Below are 23,951 nucleotides of genomic sequence, written 5' to 3' on the forward strand. Positions count from 1 at the left end.
CGCCGTTACAAGGCCGGCGCGATTGGGGCGGCGGTCGGCGCTTCGTTGATATTTGTGGACGGCTCTGCGGCACCGACGTGCCTCATGCGATCACTCGGCCGCCGGGACGCCATCAATGGAAGTTTGCCTACAATCATGAAAGCTTTGATATTCGAGCGTTGTCGATCCGGTCCAGTGCGGCCAGACGTTTCTTGCGGCCTTTGTCGATCAGCGCGAGAGCAGCTAGCCGAAGCCCTGTTCTATTCCTGACAGCAACCTCATCAATCCGTTCGGAAGGATCGAGTTCGAAAAACCGCGGCTTTAGGGCTTCAGCCGAAGAAACAGCCGGCATATCGGACCCGGCCCTGCTATCAAGCAGCACATGCAGGTAGCGCTTTGCCAAATGCGCGAACAAGATTGAGCCCTCCACCGGACTATATCTGAAGACCTGCAAGGCAGCCTGAGCTGCTTCCAAAGCCTGGCCTTTGTTGAACAAGATGTTTGCCGCCACCATGTGGGTCGAAAAGCGCGAGCTGTTGCGCACGACCCTAGGTAAGTCGGGATTAGCCGCAAGACGCCGCTCCACTGTTGCGACGATTGAGCGAGCCATCCTTGTGCTGTCGCTGGACATATTGCCCGGATAGGAACGGTAACCAACGAGATACGAGGGAACTCCGACGATCCGAAATCGCTCGGCGAGTTTCAGCTCGATATCCAGGTCTTCGCAGCCTCCTATTCCAGCATCCGCGTAGGACGGATCAAAGCCACCAACACTGAGAACTACCGAACGGCGTGCCATGAGGCTGCTGCCATTCCCGACGAACTTGCCCACTAGGTGGCGAGCCAGTATTGACCCGCTGCAAACGTCGGGATGAGAGCTGCCAACCACTCTGTCGTCCCAGTCTATCCTGCGGTGCAGCACGTAGCTGGCAGCATAAATCCGGCCGTTCCCATCAGTCATGGCGCGAACCTGTTCAACCAGCTTTGCGGGATGCCATAGGTCATCGGCATCAAGGAAAGCAACAAAAGCTCCCCGGGCGGCAGCAACACCAAGATTGCGGGCCCGGGCAACGCCCCCATTGCTGATCGTGATGATCCGCAGGCGATCGTCCCGGCGGGTGAACTTCTCGGCTATGCTGAGGGTGTCGTCTGTTGAACCGTCGTTTACGACGATAATCTCGAGATGTTTGTAGGTCTGCTGTGCTGCAGAGTGAAGCGTACGCTCGATATACTCAGCCGCGTTAAATGCGGGGACGACAACGGAAACCAGCGGATCTGGCCGGGATGGTGAAAGATCGTCCATGGGCCCCTGTCTCGTCGAAGATCTCACGCGGCTCGGAGGTAAACCCTCGCTAAATCAATTTCCATACAGACGCCTACCGCAGAGCTCATGATAGGTTTTCCCTGGTAAGGATCAATTAACCAAAAGATTGGGGCTATGGGAGTCGGCGAAAAGGGTTCTGCCCTGCACGGCGCGGGCGCTCCAAAACCGCAACAGGCACCCTCGGCACCGTGCCGGTGGGTCGGAGCGTCGGATCCGCGGCACTGTCCGGAAGCCGCCTTTCCACGCGCCAATCGCCTCTCTGCGCGGCAAGCTCGATGAAAGATGACGTCGCAATCTTGCGAGCGCTCTGGCCGTTACTGGCGACTCAACGGTACGCCCTTGCCATTATCATTGGTCTTGGACTGGCGTCATCGCTTCTTGAGGGCGTGGGGATCTATCTATTTCTGCCGATCCTGGAGCTTCTGAGCTCGGAGCAGACATTGCCGGCCGGGTTATCCTTTCTGCACCTCGCCTTGAACCAGATTCCGGCGAATTGGCGAGTTTCGGTACTCGTCCTGCTGGTTGTAATCAGTATTGGCGCCAAAAATGCGCTTTCCTACTGGAACGGGGCCTACATCGCCCGGGTGGATGCCGACAACAGTCACCGCCTGCGCTGTGAGCTGTTCACGGCAATGTTGCTGGCCGCACCGGCCTATCTGGAAACACAGCAGTCCGGACGGCTCGCGAATGCGCTGCTTTCGGAAAGTTGGCGCCTGTCGCGCGCTCTTGGCGCCTTTTACCGGATGATCGTCGACGCCTGTGCAATCCTCATTTTCGTCGCTGTGCTCCTAACCCTGTCATGGCGCACAACGCTCTATGTCGCTCCTTTTATCGGCTTGATCGTGTGTGTGATGCATTTGGTGACCCGCCGCGCCAGGGCGATCGGCGAAGGCGCGGTGGCAACAAACACGGCCTACACCGATCGAGCCTGGGAAACCCTCGGCGGCCTACGAACAATTCAGATCTTTGGTCGTGAAGCATACGAGGACGAGCGTCACGCTGAGACCTCTTCGGGGGTGCGGCACTACTTTCTCCGCGCGCGGCTGCTTGCCAACGCCGTGCCTTTGCTGTTCGAGACCCTGGTTGCCACCGCGTTCGGGGTCTGGATCGTCGCGCTTTCGTGGCTGGGCACCGGATTCCCCACCATGGCGGTATTCCTGCTGGTGCTTTATCGAATGCAACCGCGGGTTCAGTCCATTGTCGCAGCTCGGGCGGAAATACTCGAATTCGGCAGCGCAGCTCTTGAACTGGACGACGTTAGGAGCGAGTGCGTGGCGTCAAGACTGCCCGAGGGGGCGCATAGATTTAACTCTCTTGAGCATTCCATAGTCTTTCGCGACGTGAGTGCGGGATATGCGGGCAGGAACTCGCCGGCTCTATCCGACATCGACTTTACTCTTTTGAAGAACACGACAACCGCCCTGGTCGGTCCTTCGGGGTCCGGCAAGAGCACTCTCGTCAACCTCCTCCTGCGAAGCATGCTGCCCGACAAAGGCGATGTTCTGATTGATGGCGTGCCGATGCGCCACATCAGGGCGCGGGATTGGCATGCCCGCATCGCGGCCGTAACGCAGGACATCTTCCTGTTCGAAGGCAGTATTGCCGACAACATCCGCTACGGGAAACTGGATGCGAGCTTGGACGAAATTGTCGAGGCAGCGCGGCTTGCCCATGCCGATGAATTCATTGCCAACCTGCCAAAAGGCTACGACACCGAAATCGGGGAGCGCGGCATGCGCCTTTCTGGCGGGCAACGCCAGCGTATCGCCCTGGCCCGCGCGCTGGTTCGACAGCCCGAGATCCTGGTGATCGACGAGGGGACAAACGCGCTCGACAGCCATTCGGAAAGGCTCATCCAGCATGCTCTGGGCGAGCTGTCGAGGACGACGACAATCGTCGCTGTGGCCCATCGGCTATCCACGGTGCGCAATGCCGATCAGATTCTCCTCGTCGACAAGGGCCGCATCATCGAGCGCGGAACCTACAACGAACTGATCGCCTGCGGCGGCATGTTCACCGAAATGGTGCAGCTGCAGGCCCTAGACGCCGACGAAAGGGTAAGGCTTTGAACGGCGCCCTGACCTTTGTTATCCCGGCATACAATGCTGCCGGAACCATCAGGGATACACTCAAAAGCCTGGTGAGCCAGGGCCGGACCGACTGGAACGCTTTGGTGGTGGATGATGGCTCCACGGACGCAACATTGGCCATTGTGTCCGAACTTGCCGCCTCGGAACCCAGGATCAAGATTATCCGGAGTCAGCATCTTGGTGTGTGTGGTGCACGCAATGCCGGCCTTTCCGCCACTTGGACCGAATGGGTCTGCTTTCTTGATGCCGATGATCGCGTCCTTCCTCATTACGTCGAACGGATGATGGCTGCAGCTCGGAACGGGGCCGACCTCGTGTATTGCGGCTATGACCGCGTCACTACGGCGGGCGAACTCCTGCTGCGCAACCTCGATGCCTCGTTCGAGAGGCTGGGGTTTGCTTGCGTCGCGCGATACTGCCCGGTTTCTATCCACTGCGTTGCCACCCGCACCCGAGTGCTTTCCGATCTGGGCGGTTTCGATCCAGCACTAGAAGTCTGCGAGGACTGGGATCTGTGGCAGCGGGCCGCCCGAACTGGAATTCGCATCCGGATGGTCCCGGAGGCCCTGGCGATCTATGTCGCCAGTGACCACTCCCTGTCGTTTGACAATGCGCGCATGCTCCGCGACGGCCTCAAGGTACTTCGGCAGGGCCACGCCGCCGACCCGCGCGTGCGTCGGCCTGCTACAGAGTTCGCCATCGGGCTGGCGCCGGATGGTCTGCCGGCGCAGGCCTTTTACTTCGCATGTTGGTGCGCGGCGGCGGAAGTGGGCGCCGGTAGAGATGGAACAGCTTTGCTGGCGGAAGTGGCTAGCCAATCCGTGGTCAATCCGGGAATCAACGCTTTGGGGGAGATCATCGCCAATGGAATAATCGTGGGGTCACGCCAGCCCTCCGCCATGCTCGCTGCTCATTGGGGAACGATAAAGCCGCAGCTGCTTGCCATGGTAGAGCGGCTGTGGCTAAAGCTGAATTGCGCGGGTTTCGACACGGCAATTCTGTATGCAGTTGAATGCTGCATACTCGGGTTGGGTGGCACCAAAGAGCCGCGACACCTTGACCTGACTTGCCGCCTGGCAATGGATTTGAGCGCGCTTAGAACAATCCAAATTCCAAGCGATAGGGACCTGGTGATCGTCGACCTCATGGCAAACTCGCGCCACGTCGGCACCGTGAAGGTTGGTAGTTTCGGCGGGATCACGGACAAAGTTGTCGCCGAAAGCGCGATTGAAAAGCTTGGCGTTCGGCACTTCATCCGGCACAGCCATGTCTGGGACCAACCGAAATTCTGGCTGGGATTCGCAGGTGGATTGCTACGCGAAGCGGCATCGGCCGGCAGCTATGCTTGGCGCACGCGATCCACACGACACCTCGGATTGCGAGCGAGAGGAGGTGCCGTCCTCAGAAGAGCGGCTTTGGACCTGTACCTGGGCTGCTCACGACCCGTGACACGATCTGTAATGATGAAAGAGGGGGGGAGCGCAAGCGGAATGGCGCTCGCCCCTCCATCAACGACCGCCGGGGCACCTTTGCGCAAGCCGCCAGCTTCTGCAGTTGACGTCTGGGAGGACGTGTTTTCCTCCCCCGATCCATGGCAATACGCTTCCGACTACGAGCAGCAAAAGTATCAGTATTCACTTGATCTGCTGCCCGAAGGAACGATCCACCATGCCCTCGAACTGGCCTGCGCTGAGGGTCACTTCACCGTCCAACTTGCCTCGAGGGTGACATCTCTAATAGCCGCCGACATCTCGCCCACGGCGATCACGAGGGCCAGGCAACGCTGCGAAGGCCTTGAGAATGTCGAGTTCAGAACCCTTGACCTCATCATTGATCCTCTGCCCCATTCCCAGGACGTTATCTTCTGCTCGGAGGTTTTGTACTATCTGGACGGTGTCGCCGAGATCGCTGCAGTAGCGGGCAAGCTTCGCGATGCCTTGGCACTAGGCGGGCAGCTGATAATGGCCAACCACTTCCTGCTCAAAGACGACATGACCGCAACCGGCTTCGATTGGGACCAAAATTTTGGTGCCAAGGTGCTGCACCAGCAATTCTTGGCCACCCCAGGACTGCAACTGGCGCGCTCACTGGTAACCGAACTCTATCGCGTCGATGTTTTCAAGCGCTGCGAGGTCGGCAGTGTTCACCTTGAACCCCAGTTACGTCGAGCGGACCTTGGCTGCACCCTCGAGACGTCACTGAAACGGAACATTGTTTGGGGCGGCGCCATCCTAAGACGGCGTGAAGTTGAGCACCACCGCACCTGGACTTTGCCGATCCTCGCTTACCACCGGATCGCCACGGAAGGACCGGAAGAACTCAGGCAATGGCGGGTGGGACCTGGTGAGTTCGAAAAGCAGATGAGGCTCCTGCGCGCGAATGGCTATCATGCGATTTCGTCCGAGCACCTAATTGGCTTGCGCCGCTCAGGCAGGTCGCTCAACGGACGGCCAGTCCTTATTACCTTCGATGACGCCTATCTCGACACAGCCACGACCGCCTGGCCGATCCTGGAAGGCAACGACTTTACTGCCGAGGTCTTCGTGCCCACAGATCTTGTCGGAAAGGAAGCGGCGTGGGATGCCCGCTTCGGCCCTGGCGCCGCGCTGATGGATTGGGACACCATCACTCGCCTCCACGACGAGGGAATGCGTTTTGGCAGCCATCTCGCGAGCCATACTTCAGCCCGCCATCTCTCCAGCAAGAACCTGTTGTACGAGGCGGTCAAATCGCGAGAAGTGCTGATGGATCGCCTGCAGGTCGAGATCAACTCTATCGCCGCACCCTATGGTGCGATCGATGACAGGTTCATACAAATATGCAAGATGGCAGGGTATCAGCTTGGATATTCCTGCGAGAATACCACTGCCAGAATCTCAAGGCCCAACTTTATTTTACCCCGCATCGAGGTCGATGGATCTTGGGACCTGGAGCAATTTGCTTCGTTTCTATCACTGGACCCCAACAGGTCGGATGCGAGTGCAACGGCACTATGCCTCTGAGCTAAGCGCTGGCCTCGGCTTACTGCAAACCATCAAGCAGGAGTCCGCTCTTGAAGTTGGTGCCTTCAAGCTGGCCGCTGCTCTGGTGCAAACGCATCTCGCTTTACCGCGCTCATGGTCACTACCCCCCGTAACTCAGAAAGAGCAGTCAGTCGCCTTCCCGAGCCACACCGGCAGTTGGAGCGCCAAGCATCAGACTGTCGGCTATAGGTACTCGAGTCGCTCAAAGCCGTCATTCTGCAAACGGCCCCAAGTGCCACTCGAAACGGGGCTGCCTGACAGACCGTCTAGCTTTTGTCCTCCTTTCGCTTGTTGTCAGCTCTAGCCGCGGACTCTGTGAGAGGTTCGAGCCGCATCAAGGCGGCGAACTCCTCATGCGTTAGAAAACCTAGCGCGACCGCCGTCGCCTCGACTGAGTGTCCGCTCCCCTGGGCCGCCTTCGCAACGGCGACCGCGTTCTCGTAGCCGATACGAGGCACTAAGGCTGTTACAGCAACGAGGCTGTTGCTCAAAAGACTCGCAATTCGCGTCTCGTCGGCAACGATCCCTGTCACGCATCGCTGTGTCAGCACCGTCATGGCGGCTTCCAGCATACGGATCGACTGGAGGATGTTGAAGATGACAACCGGCTCCATCACGTTGAGCTGAAGCTGCCCTGCTTCAGCGGCGAGGGTCACCGTCAGGTCGTTTCCGATCACCTGGTAGGCTGTCTGGTTCACGACCTCGGGGATCACTGGATTGACTTTGCCCGGCATGATGGATGATCCGGCCTGCACTGCCGGCAGGATGATCTCGCCGATCCCGGCCCGCGGTCCGCTGCCGAGCAGCCGCAGGTCGTTGCAGATCTTCGAGAGCTTCACCGCAATGCGCTTCAGCACCCCCGAGAAGGTCACGAAAGCACCGAGGTCCGAAGAGGCCTCTACCAAGTCGGTTGCCGGGATCAGTGAATAGCCCCTAGATTTGTAGACGTCTTCTTCCCTAATTTTGAGGCAAGGAGGCCTGCATGGGCAAAAGCAATTTCACTGACGAGTTCAGGCGCGATGCGGTGCGTCAGATCACCGAGCGGGGCTATCCGGTTTCGGAGGGTTCGCAGCGCCTAGGGGTGAGTGCCCACTCGCTTTATGAGTGGCGCAAGAAGTATGCCGGGGCGATCGACAAGGGCGATGAACAGTCCGAAGAGATCCGACGGCTCAAGCGCGAACTGGTGCGGGTCACCGAGGAGCGCGACATCCTAAAAAAAGCGGCCGCGTACTTCGCCAGGGATGCAAAGTGAGGTACGCGTTCATTGCCGAGCATCGCCAGCAGTTCTCGGTGCGCACCATGTGTCGGTGCCTGCGCATCCACCCCAGCGGCTTTTATGCGTGGATCAAAACGCCATTGAGCAAACGGGCCCAGGAAGACATCCGTCAGACCCGGCTGATCGAGGACGCCTGGAGCCAGAGCGGCAAAGTCTATGGCTACCGCAAGCTGCATGACGACCTGCTTGATCAGGGCGAGACCAGTTGTGCCAACCGCATCGCCCGGCTGGCCAGACTGGCCGGGGTCAAGGCCCAGATCGGTTATCGGCGCCGACCTGGCACCTATGGCGGCAAACCATCGGTGGTGATCGACAACACCCTAAACCGGCAGTTCGACGTCGCTGCACCGATACCGCCTGGGTGCCGACATCACCTATATCAGGACCCTGGAGGGCTTTGCCTATCCGGCCGTGGTCATCGATCTGTTCTCGCGCCGCGTCATCGGCTGGTCATTGCAAAGCCGGCAGACCAGCGAGGTTGTCCTGCAGGCTCTTCACATGGCGCTCTGGCGCCGCAAGCCACAGAACCCGGTGTTGATTCATTCCGACCAGGGTGCCCAGTTCACCAGCATGGACTGGGCCAGCTTCCTGCGGCACCACAATCTGGTTCACTCAATGAGCCGGCGCGGAAACCGCCACGACAATGCTGTGGCTGAGAGCTTCTTCAATCTGCTCAAACGCGAGAGGATCAGGCGCCGGACCTATCGAACGCGGGACGAAGCCCGCCAGGATGTGTTCGATTACATCGAGATGTTCTACAATCCGACCCGTAAGCATGTCCGCAACGGCTGCTATCGCCCGTCGAGTTCGAGAAGCCGCACCGAACCTAACTCCGAAGGTGTCTACAGAACACGGGGCTATTCACCTTGCTGGTGACCGATGTGGGACTGCCCGGAGGCATGAACGGGCGCCAGGTCGCGGATGCTGCGCGACGTACCCGGCCCGATCTGGAGTTGCTCTTCATCACCGGCTATGCCGAGAATGCGGTACTGAACCATGGTCACTTGGACCATGGTATGCATGTGATGACCAAGCCTTTCGCCGTGGAAGACTTCGCTCGAAGGATAAAGGCGCTGATCGCGTAAAGCTACGACTTGACGGCTATGCCTGTTCAAACTCGCTTCCGGCATGTAGGGAGCCAATTGGAGAAACAATGACCTCAGCCACGCAAAAACCGAACCCAACCCTTTGGCAACCCAAAAACTTGGCCCGTGCCGTTGAAGCAGCGGGATTGGGGCTATGGTCATGGAACGTCGACACCGACGCCCTGACGATGGACGACGTAGCCTATGATCTTTGGGGATTGGAGCGGGGTCTGGAAGTCAACTTCGAAGATCTTTCCGCTCATATCCACCCCGCCGACCGGGACCGGGTCCGAGCTGCCTTCCAGGCGACAAGGGCTTTGCTGGGAGCCTACGACATCGACTTCCGCATCATGGCCAGGGACGAGGTCCGGTGGATTTCGGCACGCGGTCAGGGAGACGATCATGGTATTGTCGAGCGGGTTATGTTTGGCATTTTCGTGGACGCAACTGGCCGCAAGCAGGCGGAAGAAAGCCGTGAGCTTCTCGCTGGGGAAATGAGCCACCGCGTTAAAAACCTGCTCGCCATCGCCACCGGTCTCACCGCCATAACGTCGCGTTCCACCTCGACGGTGAACGACATGGCCCGGGAACTGACACAACGGCTGACTGCATTGGGCCGTGCTCATGACCTTGTGCGGCCTGTTCCGGGACAGAGCGGAGCGGCAGCGGCGCTGCTTGGTGACCTGCTGACGGTGCTGCTTGCCCCATACGATGACTTGGGTGCTTTCAGTGGGCGCATTCGGGTTTCAGTGCCACGGATGAGCGTAGGAGAGACTTCAACCAGCACCCTTGCGCTCATCGTGCATGAGCTCGCGACCAATTCCCTTAAATATGGGGCTCTGTCGGTGGATACCGGCACGCTCGACGTGTCGTGCTCGGCTCAAGACGAAGCCGTCACCATAGTCTGGACGGAAAGAGGCGGCCCGCCCGTTCAGCGGCCTACAGGTAACCCCGGCTATGGCAGCAAGCTGGTGGAACGCAGCGTCACGGGAGCTCTTCGGGGTTCGATCTCCTACGATTGGGATAAAGCCGGGGCGGTCATTACCCTCAAGCTCCACCCTGATCGCCTCGCACAATGAGCTCACATGGAGGGCTTGCGGAAGCAGACCCTCAGGCAGCGCGGGATGACGACGATCAATCTGGCGACCGATGCCTGGGCAACTCCGCTGAGTATTGGTTTGGGTGTGCGACAGACAAACTATTGTTAAGCAGAATACGGGCCCGTACCGATAATCCTATACTCGGACGCTCCTACGTGCAATAAAGTATTTACGTTTTCAGCCTCCGTTGGCTGCCTGTTCTGCCGGTTTACTGGCCCCTGGCTACCCTCCTATTTTGCGAACGTTTAGACATCTGCAGGCACATCGCTTGTGGATCATCTGCCCGCTCGCTTTAGCTCCGGGCTACAATCTCAGGACTTTCAAATGATTAACGGCACCGTTAAATTCTTCAATGCCACTAAGGGCTTTGGCTTCATCTCCCCTGAAGGCGGCGAGAAGGACGCGTTCGTTCATATCTCCGCTGTCGAGCGTTCGGGCCTGAATGGTCTCTACGAGAACGATAAGGTAACCTACGAACTCGAGACCGGCCGTGATGGCAAGATTTCGGCGACCAATCTGACCCTCGTCTAAGCGACTTCAGCCGGGCCAAGGCCCGGCTCCTGCCTCCCATTTTGGTCGAGGCACACCATCCGAAGCAATCCGCGACTTACAGCTGGAACTTCGAACACTCATCTCCACTAGTCTTGCTGCCGGTGCCCCTTTTGGGGGCATGCCGTGCATGCATGATGTCGTCCACAAGGACCTTCACCATGAGCAACTTCAACTATGGCGCCCGGGCAGAGCTGTTCGCCAGCCGCCGGTACGCAAAAAACAATCAAACCCAGTATCGCCGGTTCAATACGGCCGCCGAAGCGGTGCGTTTCGTCATAGAGGATTTGCCGACAGCTGCACGAGCCGGGTCCTACCTCGAGGTCGACGAGCAAAGGTATGAAGGCGGGTCCATCAAGGAACTATACGATGCGGAAGCCTATCCTCTCGAGCGAACCTTCGCTTGAGGTCGCTCCGGTGGACCTGCCGCTTAGGTCTTCGTGAATAGGTCAGGAACATTTTATGTCAGATCAGACCACCAGCCGAACGATCACCTTCCGCTTCCCCTTTACGCTCCCCGGCATGACAGAGCCTCATGCTCCCGGAACATTCGAAGTCATCACGGACGAGGAACAGCTCGACGTCATGTGGGACGCACGTCGCTCGAGCACACGCGTGATGCTGGTCTATCCTGGACGTATCGAGGCATTTCCGGTGAGGGCAAGTGACCTGGAGGAAGCCATCGCACTAGATAGGGAAGGTAAGGCCTGAACAAGAATACCCAAAACGGTGGAATTGGCGACCGCATGATCTTGGCAAACCGAGAACACTCGGGCCCAAGTTGGTCGAGGCGAAGGGATACGCTTCCAAGGAACATGCGGTCACCAGTGTCACCTTCAGGAGGATTCCGAATTGCAAAACTATCCCGCGGATCAAGACGTCGTCTCGAAGCTGGAAAAACTGCGTGAAGCGTTGCCCACCTGGGTGATCAGCACAGTAGAACTAGTCGAGCTAGCGGAAAATGCAGAGCGCGCTGCCGTGCACTCCAACCCCGAAACACTGGACCGCTCGCGTAAGCTCATCGTTGAAGTTGCTGAGTGGCAGCAAAAATTGATTGATTGGCAGGGCTGAACCTGTCCCCTCGGCTCAAGGCTGAGCTGCGCATCCTCAAGGCGACGCTGGATGCCTCTATGGATGAGGCCAATGCGGCTGCCGCTGAGTTGAACGTGTAGGCCCCAAGGCACTACTTGGACTCAGCAGTGATCTCGCCAATGGCGCGGCCTGCTGCGGTGATGGACAGCACACCGAAGCGACGAGCCGGGCACAGTTTTCAATGTCTGTCAGGCTGACCACCAAGGTTGCCTGCTGTCATCAGCAAGCGAGAGTGCTCGCTATGTGGTTCAGGATGGCGCATGATTTTCCATCTGCCGGCATTCCGAACACAGCTTTGGCTAGCTGCATCAAAGCCAGATAGAGGTGCTCCTTGCATTCGACCTACCGCGGCCACGCTGTCGTGCTTACCAAGGATGCCGGCTTCACAGCCCACATCATCGAGCAGTCGAGCTTAAACCCCTTTCCGACAAGTGTGTGGGCCAGCGAGATAGAGGGCAAAGAGGTCTGTCATGCGCGCGCAAGAGCTCTGGTTGACCTCTATCTGGATCAGCCCACCTGATAGATCTTCGGCGCAGGCGCAGTATGGTCAAACTGCGCTCACCGCCTTTCAGTTGAGTGGCCCTTCACCCCACCTCAGGCGAGCTAACCCCGCCTGGAAACCCCAGCTGAGCCTGCAGGGACCGGATCAGGCGCTCGGCCTCTGAGGCGACGAACTGACGCTCGGCATCGCTGTGCAAGCCCGCCGTGAACAGCTCCTCCTGGTAGCCCAGGGCCATTTCCTTGCGCCCCACTTCAACGACCTGGGCCAGCTCCTCCGGGCGAAGTCTCAACGCTAACTCGAGGGCCGCCATCGAGGCCCGCTCCAGCACGGCGATGCGGGCCCGCAAGCGCAACAGCTCCATACGCTCGGCAGATATGTCTTGGTTCATTCGGTTTCTCTTTCGTGTGGCCGCGATCGCTCGGGACCAAAAAAGTCGGCGCATGAGCGCGTAACCTGGATCAATTCAAGGCGTGTGAGCCCGGTTAGATGGCGGCGCAACACTACAAACCAGTTAGTGCTCGAACTCAGCAGTGGGCTTAGGCATTATGCGGGCATCGCCGACCTGTTGAACCGCGCGTCGGCGGCCGAGAGACACATGCGCTCCCGCCTAGGAAGGAGAGCGCGCCATGCCGATGTATTTTTTCGATATCGCCAACGGTGAAACCCGGATCAGGGACGACCTCGGCTCTGAACTTACCGACGATCAGGCGGCCCGCAACGAAGCCTCGTTGACTTTGGCAGAGCTGGCCAAGGACTATATCCCGGGCGGCGCCCCGCAAAAGAACATCACCATGTGGGTAAGGAACGAGCAGGACAAAGCCGTGTTACAGCTCTCTCTAAGCTTCGCCATGCAAGCGCTCGACTGAGGATGCGCCAAACGCAAAGTGCGTTTGCCCGCCTATATTCCTTTTCAGGCAAGCCATAGGCAGCCGACGCGAACTCCTCCATGGCCTCACGGCGGCGTATCGTGACGTAGCCGCGTTCGGCACAAATGAAGCCATTGCCTTCGAGCACATGCAGCGCGGTAGTGACGCTGGGCCGGCGGACGGCCAGCGTCGTGGCCATGATGTCGTGAGTGAGCGCCATCTCGTAGCTGTCGGAACGGTCGTGGCACATCAACAGCCACCGAGCGAGCCGCTCATCAATTTGATGGACGGCGTTGGAGAGAGCCGTAAATGCGGTCTGCACACGCAACGCTTGAACGTAGCGTAGCAGCGGCAGCTGAATGGCCGGGCGCTCGGCAATCGCCGCCAGCAAGTCCTGCTGCTTTATTCTGTGCCCGGCACCCGGGTTCTGCATGAACACCTCGTGATTTTTGTGGTCAGAGCCGAGCACCGCTTCCAACGGGCTAAAGCCGTCCCGGCCAAAAAGCCCGATCTCGGCTTGATGCCCTTCTGATGACACGACCACCGAGCCGATCCCGGAAGACGGGAAATAAACGAAGTCTATGGCTTGGTCGGCCTGCGCAATGCCGAACCGCACGGGCAGATCGACAGGCTCCAGGTGCGGACTGAGCCGTGCAAAATCGTCGGCAGCTAAAAGCGCGAGGAGGTGATTGGACGTGTTGGATTGGTTGAGGCGGGACATAGCTCTCCTCCCATTCAGGGGCAAGAGCAATTGAGTCTCCCAGCCGTCCGCGCCCGGAAACCCGGCGAACGATGAGCCAGCAATAGCATGCTTTGCCACCTGGCCGAACTTGGTACGATGGCAGACGGAAGCGCATCACGCGCTGGGTTGGTTTCCGGATCGATAACATTTCGCCAAGAACAGGCATTCCGCTCTCGCTCACGATCTGAAGAAGGTGCGCATATCGGTATCGGCATAAAACCGGCCGATCCTCGGGCCCCAACCGAACTGTTTGAGAGTGTTAGCTACCTGCTGATCCGAGCAAAGAGGCTGGTCGACAATTATCTGACCTGAATGCTTCAGCATCAGGATTATGCCTAGCAGCCCGCCACAAGGATTTATCGCTGCATAAGTACTCAGCCGCAGGAGGAGGCCTCAAATCAAATTGGATCGATCGGCAAGGCCGGGACGTTCAGCCTTGAAGCACCATTGAGGTGCAAGGATTTCCTAAATGAATGGCCCGATTACCCGCATGAATATAGTGGACGCTCTGCAGGACGACGGGTTCAAGATTCATGAGGTGCCGAATGCAGAAGAGGCTCTGAAGGCCTTGGACGTGCAATTAGGTGTCGACTGCCTGCTGACGGATGTAGACCTGGGCGCGGGGTTGAACGGACTGCGCTTGGCTAGCGAGGTTCGCACCCGGTATCCGTCGGTTGAGATCGTCGTCGTGTCGGGGCAATTGCGGTCGATGCCGCCTGGCGTGCCCGACGGCCGATTCTTCATCAAGCCTTACGACCCTGCAGCGATCGCTAAAACGCTTCGTGAAATGGTTCTAGCTAGACGCAATCGCGCGCGTGGCAATTCGCGATGTTCCTAGCCATGTGACTAGGGACCTGCCGCGATGTCGGCGGTTACTCGGCCACCTGCGATAATCGAGAGAATGCCGTCCAGCATTGAGGGTTATGGGAGTCGAGGATCAGCACCGATCCGCCGTCTTGGAACCGGTGTGCAGGCGCAGGACATATACGGGATAGCCTAACGTCCGCGGGGTGTTTTCTTAATTCAGCAGGTCGCCTGCGGTAATCCAGTCACCTATAGTATAGGCAGGATGAAGGATGCTGCCCATGTACAACGACGCACTTTATGCGGGGAACTGGCGAGACATCCCCGTCGATGCGACGGAGATGTCTGTTTGGTCGGCATCAATGCTCCAAAGCAGCGGGTTCCTAACGATAGGCAAAGTAGCCGACGCTTCGGACGAGGCGCTCCTGTCGATCTCACCGCTTGTCCGGGTACACCTGGCTGAGATCAGGGAAGTAATCCGTGAGTGTCAGAGTGGAGGCTACATTCCGCCGCAATGGATGGTTGAATAGTTCAGGGCCGGGCACGGGAAACCAAACTGCTGTTTGCTTGCATTTCAATGGGGTAGAGCTGCAACTTCAAGAGTTCCGTTACCTCAAGCCGATTTGGTTGTTGAGCCCACCTATCCGCATCACGTCCAGGTATGACTTGGTCGCGGGGGCACTTACCCTACCAACCAACCAGGCGCATTGGTTTCCACATAAGGGGGCGTTTCTTGATGTATGGAAGCCCCCCACCTTAATGGCGCCGTGCTTCGAGCGCTTATTGGCGAGGGTGCGACCCAAGGCAGTACTCTGGTGTGCCTCGGGCCCGATCTTTCCCTTCCCTGCCATTTCGGAGAATTCCAATGATACTACCCAAGGGTACGACGATTGCTGTTGCAGACGGGGAGAAGCTGAACCTGTTCCGCAACTCGGGGGATGAGGCCGAACTGAAGCTCACCCGCTCCGAGCACTCGCAGGTGGACGACGATGCACAAGGGAGCGGCTCGCGCCAGAACAGCTCTGGCAATCCGGATCAAAGCCAAGCCAGCGAAGACGGCTTTTCGGCCGGCATCGTAGCGCTGCTCAACAAAGCCGTGCTCGGCGGCCAGATTGACGGCCTCGTTGTCATCGCAGCGCCGCGGGCACTGGGAGAGATGCGCAAGCACTACCACAAGGCGCTTAGTGCCAAGCTTCTTGGCGAGATCTCCAAAGATCTGACGGGCCACTCGATGGGCGACGTCGAAACTGCGATTCAAGCGGCATGAATATCCCCACACGCTTGAGGCCGGGCCTAGCAGCCCTGATCATTCTCGGTTGCGCGGCCAGCGCCATAGCTGCCCAGGAATATGACCCAGTCGAGGAGGGTCATGCGCTGGCAACGATGTACTGCATGGATTGTCATGCCACCGAGACCGCCGGCGAAAGCCCCTTTGCCACCGCCCCACGATTCCGGGACCTGCATCTGCGCTATGACGTTGAGCTTCTCAGCGAAGCGCTGGTGGAGGGCATCGTAACTGCGCACCCCGAGATGCCACAGTTCGAGTTCGATCCTGCTCAAGCAGCGGCAATTGTTGCGTACTTGAAGTCTTTGAAACCAGGAACACCGCCTGGCGCAATCAGGCGTTGAGGTTGGATACAGTCCAGAACGTGCGTGCGCAGGACGATGCCGTGACAGCCCGATCCCGCTCCCGCGCTGACTAGGCTAAGGTGTGCAATAATCCTCTGTTTTGATGATGGCTCAGCGCAGCACACCTTCAGTGTCCTCACAGAAGTATGTTCCGGTTGAAAGGACTGACACGCTGATCGGTTCGAGCGCGGTGTATGCCACCGTCTTGAATGCTGCGGCCGGGTCAATGTCGTCTGCTTCGTCATAGGCGGAATATGGCGAATACAAGCGGGAAAGCGGTAACCAGTGCGAACATTGCCAGGTCGTGTAACGGCAATAGCCTGATTGCTGCCGGACCGTGGCGCGAATAGCCTACGTCGTCACATCGTCCGGGCCGTATCCCACTCTGCGAATGTTGATACGACCAACTACTGAACGAACACGTCCATTGGCAGCTTTCAAGCGCCGCGCCTTCTGTAACGAACGTCCGGCAAGCCGTGTTCGGGGTTTTATCCATGTGTGGGGTGAGCGGCGTCCAATATGGCCCCCAAAGGATTGTTTGAGCAGACTGCCCGTCCCGGAGTGAGGATGGGTGGCATCTACATGGCCCCCGGAGCGCTCCACTCGTTTGGGGCCGGAACAACCAAGTTTGAGGACCAATCATGGCAACCAAAATGATCGACAAGGTAGCTTTGGCACTTTTCGCCAGTGACGGCTTGAAGCTCGCATCTGGAGAAATTACTCTTCAGCAATCTTGGGACATGTCACCCCAACTGCATGTGACTTATCGGGAGCGGGCCATCGTTTTTCTGAAGGTGATGGGCGAACAGATGCTGGAGCTGGCTGAAGCCGAGATCTCGGCACTGGACAAGCAAAGGAGGGCCGCGACCTAGTCGAGGGCACATGGCGAGTTTTTCGAAAACTCGCCTTCTCCACACCGCAGACGGTCCACGAGTTGGAATAGGTTCAGTCGTTCAGGCTCCGGCCGGTCAGTTCCTGATAGAGCCGCACGGTTGCGTCATCGGGACCTACCCCGAGTTCGTCGTGGAGCTGCTTGCTGCAGGCGTTGTAGAGCTGCTTGACGAGCGAGAATTGCCCTTTCGCAGCCGCGTCAGACATCAGGGACCGGTGGGCGCCTTCATGACAGGGGTCCAGCCGCAGCAACCTGGACGCGCAATAGCGGCGTTCCTGCGGGGTGAGTCCGGTCTCGTCCTGCAGGGCCTGTGACAACGCCTTGTTGAAGTCCCCGAACAACGCGGCGCGCTGGAGCGCCAGCCACTCCTCAAACCCGCTGCCGGCCGATCCGGGCGAAACCAGCAGTTCGGCATGATAGATCTCGCACATCCGCAAGCACCCTTTCGGGCTGGGACTGGCCGCGAGATCCAGAAACTCGGCAAGATCGATATAGATGTTCTGGCCGGGGTTGAGCCAGACCGTTTGGGTATCAGCCGAGAGCAACTCAAAGTCGTAGTCTTGCTGGAACTTGCGAATGCGCCCCATATTTTGGCGGATGTCCGCGTTGGCGCGCTCGGAGCCGTTGTCGGACCAGATCAGATCACGGATACGCCCCCTCGACACGGGATTACCCCGCCCCTCGAGCAACACATAAACCAATACCCGCAGCAGATTGAGCGGTGGGGTCGCCAACTTTCCGGACGATCGGACATGGTAATCGCCGAAGACAAAAATCGATACCGGTGCGGTCGCGTCGTATAGCGCCGACATGCTTCCCCTTTCAAAGTCCCGCGTGCGGTCCGGGTAAAGTCTGTGGAACGAAGCCGTTGGCGCGGCAATTGACCGTCGTCACTACGCTTGTCCTCGCGACCAACAGCACTGCCGCCGACTCGACGTGCATTGGTCTCATTGCCTCGCTCGAACAAAGCAGATGCATTCACCGCTGTCACCATTCCATGCGGCAACGCAGCAATGCAGTCTTGATCGGCAGGCGAGCCACCACCGAGCCACACGCGCCCGAAAGATATGATTTCATCAGCAATGATCGCGGGTAAGTCGCTACTCGACGCAGGGGCGTCGGCAACTATATGCATGGCATGTCTTTGCCGGCTCGAGCAGGAATGCCAACAACGGCTCAGTGGGCTTCCTTCAGTCGCGAGATCGAAACCGACAGCGTCAGCCTGGCAACCTCCCTGCCGCTCTCCTCCCGGAGCGTCAGGGCCAATGTGGCCGGAGGCGTTATTCCGGGCAGGAAATCGCGCCCACTTTCGGCCAGAAACAGCAATGCCTCATTGACCGCCTCCTGGTCGTTCGGCAACTCGCTTCCTTCAGTATCCTCGAAAGGTGCACCGCCATTGGCGAGATCGAAGTGGTATCGCGGCATAGGAGCACCAGGGTTGGCAAAGAAGGGCAATGCGCCAGTGCACAGGTAGTTTGGCCGGCCTGATTTATGTATGGCGAGCGCCGGGTAGAGCGCGTCCGCTTGCCGGGAACTAAGCTTTCCCGCTCGGCGGACCTTCGATGCGTAACCGATTGCATCTGTGCGGCGAGCATGGTGGCAGTCTCGGTCTTGAGGCCGCGTCATCGGAATTTGTCGAGTTGATCGCGCAGTTCATTGTACTGCGTGGCCAAGTCGGCGCGGACTGCATTGCCCTTGATCACGGCATTGCTGATCGAGGAGCCGGCGCCGCTCTCCATCGCCAAAGGCTGCGTCGAGATGTTCTCGATTCGCAGCTTGCCATTATCGTTGGTTGCGCGGACAGCGCCTTCGAGCGCACCGCCGGTTTCCGCCGCCTTGTTGATCGCTGCCGTGTTTCAGCGGTGGCTCTGCAGACATTGATCCTGACGGCAGGGCTTATCGGCCGGGGTTGAGTTTGTCCGTGACCGTGAACGCAAAATGAAAGGCTGGCAGATCTTCGCCTGGGTGATCAGCAGCAAAAGTGAGTTGGGGAACGCGATAGTTGTTGGGCTGAGTTTCGGTGCCTTTGTAGATGCCGGGATAGACGTCGATGTAGTGAGGTCCGGGCTCGCCTGACGCTGTCAGGTAGATGGTCAGATCGCCGCTGCTGTTGAATGCGCACACGTAGCCCAGGTACGTATTGTCGTAGGTCACATGATAGATGTTGGCCGTTTCGCTCCAGCCGCCGCCCTTGATGTGCACCTTGAATGTCGTTCCAGCGGGCCCGCTTGCAACATCGAGAGGGAGGGCCGTGGGCGTGATCCAGTGCCGGCCGGTCTGCCGATCTGCTCCTGTGGCTAGTACCAATTCGTGTGCACCACCAAGATCATCCGGGGTGTCGAACGCAAATGACGCCCTGCCCTTCTCATCCGCTATGGCAGTGCCGATGGGTTTGAACTCAGTGGTCCAGCCGTTTTGCACCACTCGATTTCCGACCAGGGTTCCCCACTCAAGTTGGTAGCTTTTCCCGGGCTGCAGTGACGTAGCCTGAACGCTCACCGGCTGGCCCACACCGGTAAAGGCCGGCGTGACTGTGAAATCGCCGGGCTCAGGTAAACCCCGCACCGCTGCGAGGGTTTGCTGATCCAGAGGAGGTGGCAGAACCGGTTTCCCACGCGTGAGCTCGAACTCAGCACGCGGGCGCACCCGGTCCGGATAAGGGTTTTGTTCGGGATTAAGATAGGGGTAGGTGAACCCAGCATGCACCAGCCGAAGCACTTGTGTGCCAACAGCGCCGGTTGCAGGAATGGTGAAGTTGGCGGTTCCCGAAGTGGTTACGGAGGATAGCCAGCCTGTGAAGCTGTTTCCATAGACGAGGGTCCAGCTGTTTTCGAGGTAACGCCAACCCAGACCATGAACTTCGACATTGATGGGTGTCCCGAGGGGTCCACTTTCCGGAGAAAGCGTCATCGTGAGATCCACGCTGTAACCAGTCTGGTTGATCAGCCGGCGATCCTGCTGCAGCGTGATGTCATGAAGAAATCCGAAATCATCCGGAGTGATAAAGCTTTTCGAGAAGCGTCCGTCAGCATCGCTCGTGACAGCTGCTATAAGGTAGCCTTTGGGTGTAAACTCACGTCCCTTGTAGAGCCCCTCCTCGACCATCCACGATCCCTCTACTGTGTTCCAGACCAGGTCAAAGTTCTCGCCCGGGGGCAATCCTTCGCCATAGACCGTCACAACAGTTCCGGCAGGTCCATGGGTAGGCACCGAAGACATCGCCCCGATGAACCCGTGCGAGGCTTCTGCGATCGGTCGTTCCGCTCCAAGCTCAATCGCTGCCGGCGCAGGTGCTGCAATGGAACCGGTCGTCAGGATTATTGCGGCGGAGATCGCCGTGATCCAACCGCGGAACATCATTGCGCTGCAACAATGGTGAGCTGGGAAGGTGGTGCCTCGAACGGGGTAAATGTGACGACTTCGCCATCAAGGCTGGTCGCTACGACCTTGTAGGGATGACTGCCCGTGGGATAATCGGCAGGGATGGTCCAGGCGTAAGTCCAGTAGTAACCGGCAGCTTGCTTGGGAGGGTGCGGGCCGAACTTCGGCGCAAATTCGGAACCGTCTGGCATGACGACAACCAGCCTCTCAAGGCCACCATCCACTATCGGCTCCCCGGTTTCGGTGTCCGTGACGCGGACGCGAAAGATTACCTTGTCCTCTGGCTTGAACCGGCTCATCAGGACGCAAGGGCCACTGAGGACCGTATCTGCCTGGATAGCCAATGGAAGCGGGCCGGCGTGAACTGTGCCGGGGTAAACGGCTGCCATCACACCTGTTGCAGCAAGGACGGCGACTGGAAGTTTATCGGAAATTCTCACGGCAGCGTCCTTACCTGAGTGGTTTCAGCGGAGGCGTAGAGAAGGCGGGCGGGTCGCAAATGGGCGACCAACCAAGCTGAGTTTGCACATCGTCGATGATCTGGCGTCGGTCGAATGACCGATGAGCCCATTCTTAGTTGCTATGGTGCAAGGGGCTTTGGTGCCCTGCAACCAGCTTGACCAAGTCGGCCTGTCGCTTGCTGCCCGTTTTCTCGAACAAATGTTCCAGATGCGTTTGCACCGTGCGGCGGGTGACACCCAGCCTTGTAGCGATATGCTCCAGCCCACCATGATCAACAATCTCGGCCAGCACGCGGCACTCTGCCGGGGTGAATTTATAGAGCTTGGTGGCTGCCGATATTGCCGATCCTACATCGATGCTTGTCTCCCGAACGAAGACAGCGGCTACCGCGGCGGTACTCATGCCAACCTGTCGACGGGCGCCAGACGTGAGAGGAAGCAGGTGCGTAGCGTATGGCTCGCCGTTCGCGCCCGAAATAGATAAGGCAACCCGCTCAACGCTGCTTTCCAGCTTGGAATTCAGAACAGCGTTGAGCGCACGCCGCAGTTCGATCTGGGAAGGCTGATGAGTTGCTGCCAAGCTCTTTCCAATAAGGCCCAGCGGCTGCCCGGCAGCCAGAATCTCGCGACCACTCTGGTTGGAATGAACCAGCTCACCTGCCGCATTGAGGAAGAACACGCTGGTAGACAACGCATCCATGGCTTCCACAAAGGCGTCGGGCCGAAGATCGTGCTGATCAAGCAGTTTGCTGATCAATAGAGCGCGGCGAAAGTGTGGAAGGATGAGCCTCATCCGCCACGCACAGCTATCGTCCGCAAGCCCATCTTCGTGCCGGCGAATGCATGTCAGAGCCGCAACTCCAGAGGCGGATTTGTCTAACGTAGCACCAATCAGATCGATAAAGCCCTGCGGCGCCACCCACTCTCGGTAGTAGGTCGATGCGAGTACCTCCGGCCACAAGACGGAGTGGGAACCAATGAAGACACCACCGATCCTGGACCGAAAGACCCAACTGTTTAGTGGGTCCAGATGGAAATAGCGGTCCCTGTAGCTTTCCCAGCACCCAGGACCATACCCCCAGTGAACACTCAGACCAAAGGTTCCGAGCAGATCGGCGCTCAGCACCGCCCCAGCAGAGCATCGAAGAAACCGGCACGCCTGCTGCAGCGCTTCTATCCATGTTGCCCGCTCGATGGCGGCATCATAGACTGTATCAAGAAGTGCCGAGAGTTCTTCGGCATCGGAGTTGGACAGCGACATCGCATCGCCGGCGCCGTCCATTCCGGCCGACAGCGGACGTCTCTCAGCCGAATCCGCAGCTACAAATTTGGCAGTCATGAGCTTTCCTTCAGGTCGGGCATTCTCCAACTATGAAAAGCGATAAACGCGCCTGAACTCGGATCGGCTGAACCAGTATTTGCCTGCTTGTCACCGGTGGCAAGTGATTACCTGGGTAGCAGCTCCGATACGGCTAGTGGGCTCGGAACCTGGCATTCAAGTTCGCCGCCACCTTTTCATGCAGAGACCAGCAGGTACAATCGGGAACGCAAGCTGCTCAACCATGATGACAGTCCACGGACCGTCAGGTGAGTATTTACGTCCGCTCTTGGCGGTTGATCTTGCCCCCTTCTTACGTCCGAGATGGGATCGGTTGCTGCCGCTGGTGACCTCGCCTCAATCGTTCCTCTCACGGCCGCTTCGGCCGAAGAAAAAATTTCCCGAGGGCCAGCTGCGCGCCCTCGATCTTACTGGGACCGTTCGGAGAAGCTGAGGCTCCAACCGGGGTCGGCACCGTAGGAGACGTTGGGTACCCAGCGGAAGGTGCCGACGAACCATTCGCGGGCGGCCCAGAAGTTGTCCGGGGTCTTCATCGCGGGGACGCCGTGGTAGAGGAATGCGACAGCGGCACTTGCGTTGGTGGCCCCCAAAGGGCTGCCATGGGGCAGGACAAAGGTGTGGTGACCGACGCCCTTTGCTTCTCTGGCCAGGGTTCCGTTTTCGGCGAGGGTCTCCGGGTTTGCGCCGAACAGGCACCCGGCGGGCTCTTCCCAACTGTGGGGGTCAAGTGGGTCGCCGTGGGCCTTGAGGCGCAGATCGGAAATACAGTAATCGGCTCCCCAAGAGCCGTTGGCCGAATAGACGATGTGCAGCTGACCCGCCGGATCAATGATGGGTTGTGGGCCTTCGTTGATCGAGGGAGTGTCGCCGGCAATGTTCTCGTAAGCTCGATCTGGTGAGGAGATCGTTGCTCGAGGGGATTGCACTTGGCCCCGTTCACTCATCGGCGCCAGAAAGATGTCTTGCTGCACATCGGTGTCACCTTGCCAGCCCGACCAGACGTAGTAATTGGTGCCCTCATAGGTGAACGGCAGGCCGTCAATCGACCATCTATCCTCCGGGAGCGCGATCTCGACCGCATGGCTGTAGCCAGCGAGGGGGTCGCTAGATCGGATGACAAACATGCGATGGTCGCTGCCGATCCCGGCGGCGAAGTGCACTTCGTATTGGCCGCCCCGGAAGACCATTTCGGGAGCCCAGACTTCACCGAGGCGTTCACGATCGCTCCAGATGCGCACTGGTTTGGCTTCCGCGAGTGCGGCAAGACTGGGCGCGCTGCGCACCAGCAAGGTGCGGCCAGCGCGCGACTCGACCGAGACGAAACCGTCTTCGGTCTGAATGACGCTGGGGTCGGCGCCATTGATGCCCAAGGGATATGAAGATACGGGTGCGGTAAGGCCCAACACCATGACCGATGCCGTTAGGGATAGCTTGAGTGTCATTATAAGCTCCAACCGCCCGGGTAGCAGGGTTGTTTGGACCAAACCTGAGCTGATCACGATTATAGCTATTCGCTGGCCGCAGCCTATTCCCTTTAACCCTGGAAGGATCCTTTGGGCTGCGGCTGCTTCCGGCCAATCGCAGATCCGCGGCAAACGTCTGACATGGGGCGGGAGCCGCCGGTCAGCATCGCGCCCCATTCTTGCCGTTCCGAAGAGAGCAGCTATGCCCTAAAAGCCGCCGGCCATAAGCGGGGGGAGTAGGGCGCCTGCAATTTCCCCTCGGCAACGGCAAGCGCCCGCCTCAAAGGAGTGCGGTCCCGAGGCCACACCAGCACAGCCTATCCCGACCCACTTCGGCGGGCTTTTCTTTGGTCA

At 58.7% G+C, this 23,951-nt stretch carries 22 protein-coding genes and 3 pseudogenes; 15 read left to right on the forward strand and 10 right to left on the reverse strand.

All coding sequences use genetic code 11. The annotated features are described in order from the left end of the window. Positions 1 to 133: 133 nt before the first annotated feature. The gene (locus tag ELX51_RS09320; protein ID WP_127753254.1) at positions 134 to 1,282 is read right to left on the reverse strand and encodes a glycosyltransferase family A protein; all 1,149 of its coding nucleotides are present in this window, start codon (positions 1,280 to 1,282) and stop codon (positions 134 to 136) included. 296 nt (positions 1,283 to 1,578) lie between these two features. Here ELX51_RS09320 and ELX51_RS09325 point away from each other — a divergent pair, with 296 nt between their 5' ends. Beyond that, positions 1,579 to 3,372 (forward strand): ABC transporter ATP-binding protein, encoded by a 1,794-nt coding sequence (locus ELX51_RS09325; RefSeq protein ID WP_127753255.1) that lies wholly within the window; start codon positions 1,579 to 1,581, stop codon positions 3,370 to 3,372. Next, positions 3,369 to 6,395, forward strand: coding sequence for a glycosyltransferase (locus tag ELX51_RS09330; RefSeq protein ID WP_127753256.1), 3,027 nt, complete (start codon positions 3,369 to 3,371; stop codon positions 6,393 to 6,395). The genes ELX51_RS09325 and ELX51_RS09330 overlap by 4 nt, the downstream gene beginning before the upstream one ends. A gap of 287 nt (positions 6,396 to 6,682) precedes the next feature. Here ELX51_RS09330 and ELX51_RS09335 read toward each other — a convergent pair. Next, positions 6,683 to 7,339 (reverse strand): annotated as a pseudogene (locus tag ELX51_RS09335) (lyase family protein); the annotation flags it as partial. Positions 7,340 to 7,398: 59 nt separating this feature from the next. On the opposite strand from ELX51_RS09335, the pseudogene ELX51_RS09340 reads away from it, so the two are divergent. The 7 genes and pseudogenes from ELX51_RS09340 (at position 7,399) to ELX51_RS09370 (ending at position 11,497) form a co-directional block, all read left to right on the forward strand. Further along, positions 7,399 to 8,522: pseudogene (locus ELX51_RS09340) on the forward strand (IS3 family transposase). A gap of 36 nt (positions 8,523 to 8,558) precedes the next feature. Beyond that, positions 8,559 to 8,777, forward strand: a pseudogene (locus ELX51_RS09345) (hypothetical protein); the annotation flags it as partial. Between the two features lie 68 nt (positions 8,778 to 8,845). Beyond that, positions 8,846 to 9,856: a sensor histidine kinase gene (locus tag ELX51_RS09350; protein ID WP_127753258.1), complete on the forward strand. Its 1,011-nt coding sequence runs from the start codon at positions 8,846 to 8,848 to the stop codon at positions 9,854 to 9,856. 345 nt (positions 9,857 to 10,201) lie between these two features. Further along, positions 10,202 to 10,408, forward strand: a complete 207-nt coding sequence (locus tag ELX51_RS09355) for a cold-shock protein (protein ID WP_127753259.1) — start codon at positions 10,202 to 10,204, stop codon at positions 10,406 to 10,408. A gap of 179 nt (positions 10,409 to 10,587) precedes the next feature. Continuing rightward, positions 10,588 to 10,833 carry a hypothetical protein gene (locus tag ELX51_RS09360; RefSeq protein WP_127753260.1) on the forward strand — a complete coding sequence of 82 codons (246 nt, stop codon included), beginning with the start codon at positions 10,588 to 10,590 and terminating at the stop codon, positions 10,831 to 10,833. Positions 10,834 to 10,888: 55 nt separating this feature from the next. Continuing rightward, on the forward strand, positions 10,889 to 11,137 hold the full coding sequence (locus tag ELX51_RS09365; RefSeq protein WP_127753261.1) for a hypothetical protein: 249 nt from the start codon (positions 10,889 to 10,891) through the stop codon (positions 11,135 to 11,137). A 141-nt stretch (positions 11,138 to 11,278) separates the two neighbouring features. Then, positions 11,279 to 11,497 (forward strand): hypothetical protein, encoded by a 219-nt coding sequence (locus ELX51_RS09370; protein WP_127753262.1) that lies wholly within the window; start codon positions 11,279 to 11,281, stop codon positions 11,495 to 11,497. A 605-nt stretch (positions 11,498 to 12,102) separates the two neighbouring features. Here the strand turns inward: ELX51_RS09370 and ELX51_RS09375 are convergent. Continuing rightward, entirely contained in the window at positions 12,103 to 12,408 is a 306-nt protein-coding gene (locus tag ELX51_RS09375; protein WP_127753263.1) for a hypothetical protein, read from the reverse strand. Between the two features lie 238 nt (positions 12,409 to 12,646). On the opposite strand from ELX51_RS09375, the gene ELX51_RS09380 reads away from it, so the two are divergent. Then, positions 12,647 to 12,886: a hypothetical protein gene (locus tag ELX51_RS09380; protein WP_127753264.1), complete on the forward strand. Its 240-nt coding sequence runs from the start codon at positions 12,647 to 12,649 to the stop codon at positions 12,884 to 12,886. On the opposite strand, the gene ELX51_RS09385 is transcribed toward ELX51_RS09380, so the two are convergent. Continuing rightward, positions 12,807 to 13,607 carry a Crp/Fnr family transcriptional regulator gene (locus tag ELX51_RS09385; protein WP_127753265.1) on the reverse strand — a complete coding sequence of 267 codons (801 nt, stop codon included), beginning with the start codon at positions 13,605 to 13,607 and terminating at the stop codon, positions 12,807 to 12,809. The two genes, ELX51_RS09380 and ELX51_RS09385, sit on opposite strands and share 80 nt — an antisense overlap. Positions 13,608 to 14,097: 490 nt before the next feature. Here ELX51_RS09385 and ELX51_RS09390 point away from each other — a divergent pair, with 490 nt between their 5' ends. The 4 genes from ELX51_RS09390 (at position 14,098) to ELX51_RS09405 (ending at position 16,933) form a co-directional block, all read left to right on the forward strand. Next, positions 14,098 to 14,466: a response regulator gene (locus ELX51_RS09390; protein WP_127753266.1), complete on the forward strand. Its 369-nt coding sequence runs from the start codon at positions 14,098 to 14,100 to the stop codon at positions 14,464 to 14,466. Positions 14,467 to 15,297: 831 nt separating this feature from the next. After that, on the forward strand, positions 15,298 to 15,699 hold the full coding sequence (locus ELX51_RS09395) for a host attachment protein (protein ID WP_127753267.1): 402 nt from the start codon (positions 15,298 to 15,300) through the stop codon (positions 15,697 to 15,699). Next, entirely contained in the window at positions 15,696 to 16,061 is a 366-nt protein-coding gene (locus ELX51_RS09400) for a cytochrome c (protein WP_127753268.1), read from the forward strand. The genes ELX51_RS09395 and ELX51_RS09400 overlap by 4 nt, the downstream gene beginning before the upstream one ends. A gap of 641 nt (positions 16,062 to 16,702) precedes the next feature. Next, positions 16,703 to 16,933 carry a hypothetical protein gene (locus ELX51_RS09405; protein ID WP_127753269.1) on the forward strand — a complete coding sequence of 77 codons (231 nt, stop codon included), beginning with the start codon at positions 16,703 to 16,705 and terminating at the stop codon, positions 16,931 to 16,933. Positions 16,934 to 17,006: 73 nt separating this feature from the next. Here ELX51_RS09405 and ELX51_RS09410 read toward each other — a convergent pair whose 3' ends face one another. Beyond that, complete coding sequence (locus ELX51_RS09410) at positions 17,007 to 17,765, reverse strand: BTAD domain-containing putative transcriptional regulator (RefSeq protein ID WP_127753270.1); 759 nt, start codon at positions 17,763 to 17,765, stop codon at positions 17,007 to 17,009. A 364-nt stretch (positions 17,766 to 18,129) separates the two neighbouring features. Continuing rightward, complete coding sequence (locus tag ELX51_RS09415) at positions 18,130 to 18,378, reverse strand: hypothetical protein (protein WP_127753271.1); 249 nt, start codon at positions 18,376 to 18,378, stop codon at positions 18,130 to 18,132. Between the two features lie 137 nt (positions 18,379 to 18,515). Here ELX51_RS09415 and ELX51_RS09420 point away from each other — a divergent pair, with 137 nt between their 5' ends. After that, a complete protein-coding gene (locus ELX51_RS09420; protein ID WP_127753272.1) occupies positions 18,516 to 18,866 on the forward strand; it encodes a hypothetical protein in 351 nt (116 codons plus the stop codon). On the opposite strand, the gene ELX51_RS09425 is transcribed toward ELX51_RS09420, so the two are convergent. The 4 genes from ELX51_RS09425 to ELX51_RS09440 form a co-directional block, all read right to left on the reverse strand. Continuing rightward, positions 18,850 to 20,313, reverse strand: a complete 1,464-nt coding sequence (locus ELX51_RS09425; RefSeq protein ID WP_164854818.1) for a hypothetical protein — start codon at positions 20,311 to 20,313, stop codon at positions 18,850 to 18,852. The genes ELX51_RS09420 and ELX51_RS09425 overlap by 17 nt on opposite strands. Next, positions 20,310 to 20,774: a hypothetical protein gene (locus ELX51_RS09430; protein ID WP_127753274.1), complete on the reverse strand. Its 465-nt coding sequence runs from the start codon at positions 20,772 to 20,774 to the stop codon at positions 20,310 to 20,312. The genes ELX51_RS09425 and ELX51_RS09430 overlap by 4 nt, the downstream gene beginning before the upstream one ends. Before the next feature lie 133 nt (positions 20,775 to 20,907). After that, on the reverse strand, positions 20,908 to 22,134 hold the full coding sequence (locus ELX51_RS09435; RefSeq protein WP_127753275.1) for a helix-turn-helix transcriptional regulator: 1,227 nt from the start codon (positions 22,132 to 22,134) through the stop codon (positions 20,908 to 20,910). A 407-nt stretch (positions 22,135 to 22,541) separates the two neighbouring features. Further along, positions 22,542 to 23,576 carry a glycoside hydrolase family 43 protein gene (locus tag ELX51_RS09440; protein WP_164854819.1) on the reverse strand — a complete coding sequence of 345 codons (1,035 nt, stop codon included), beginning with the start codon at positions 23,574 to 23,576 and terminating at the stop codon, positions 22,542 to 22,544. Between the last annotated feature and the right edge of the window lie 375 nt (positions 23,577 to 23,951).

The sequence above is a fragment of the Devosia sp. 1566 genome, assembly GCF_004005995.1.
GTDB lineage: Bacteria > Pseudomonadota > Alphaproteobacteria > Rhizobiales > Devosiaceae > Devosia.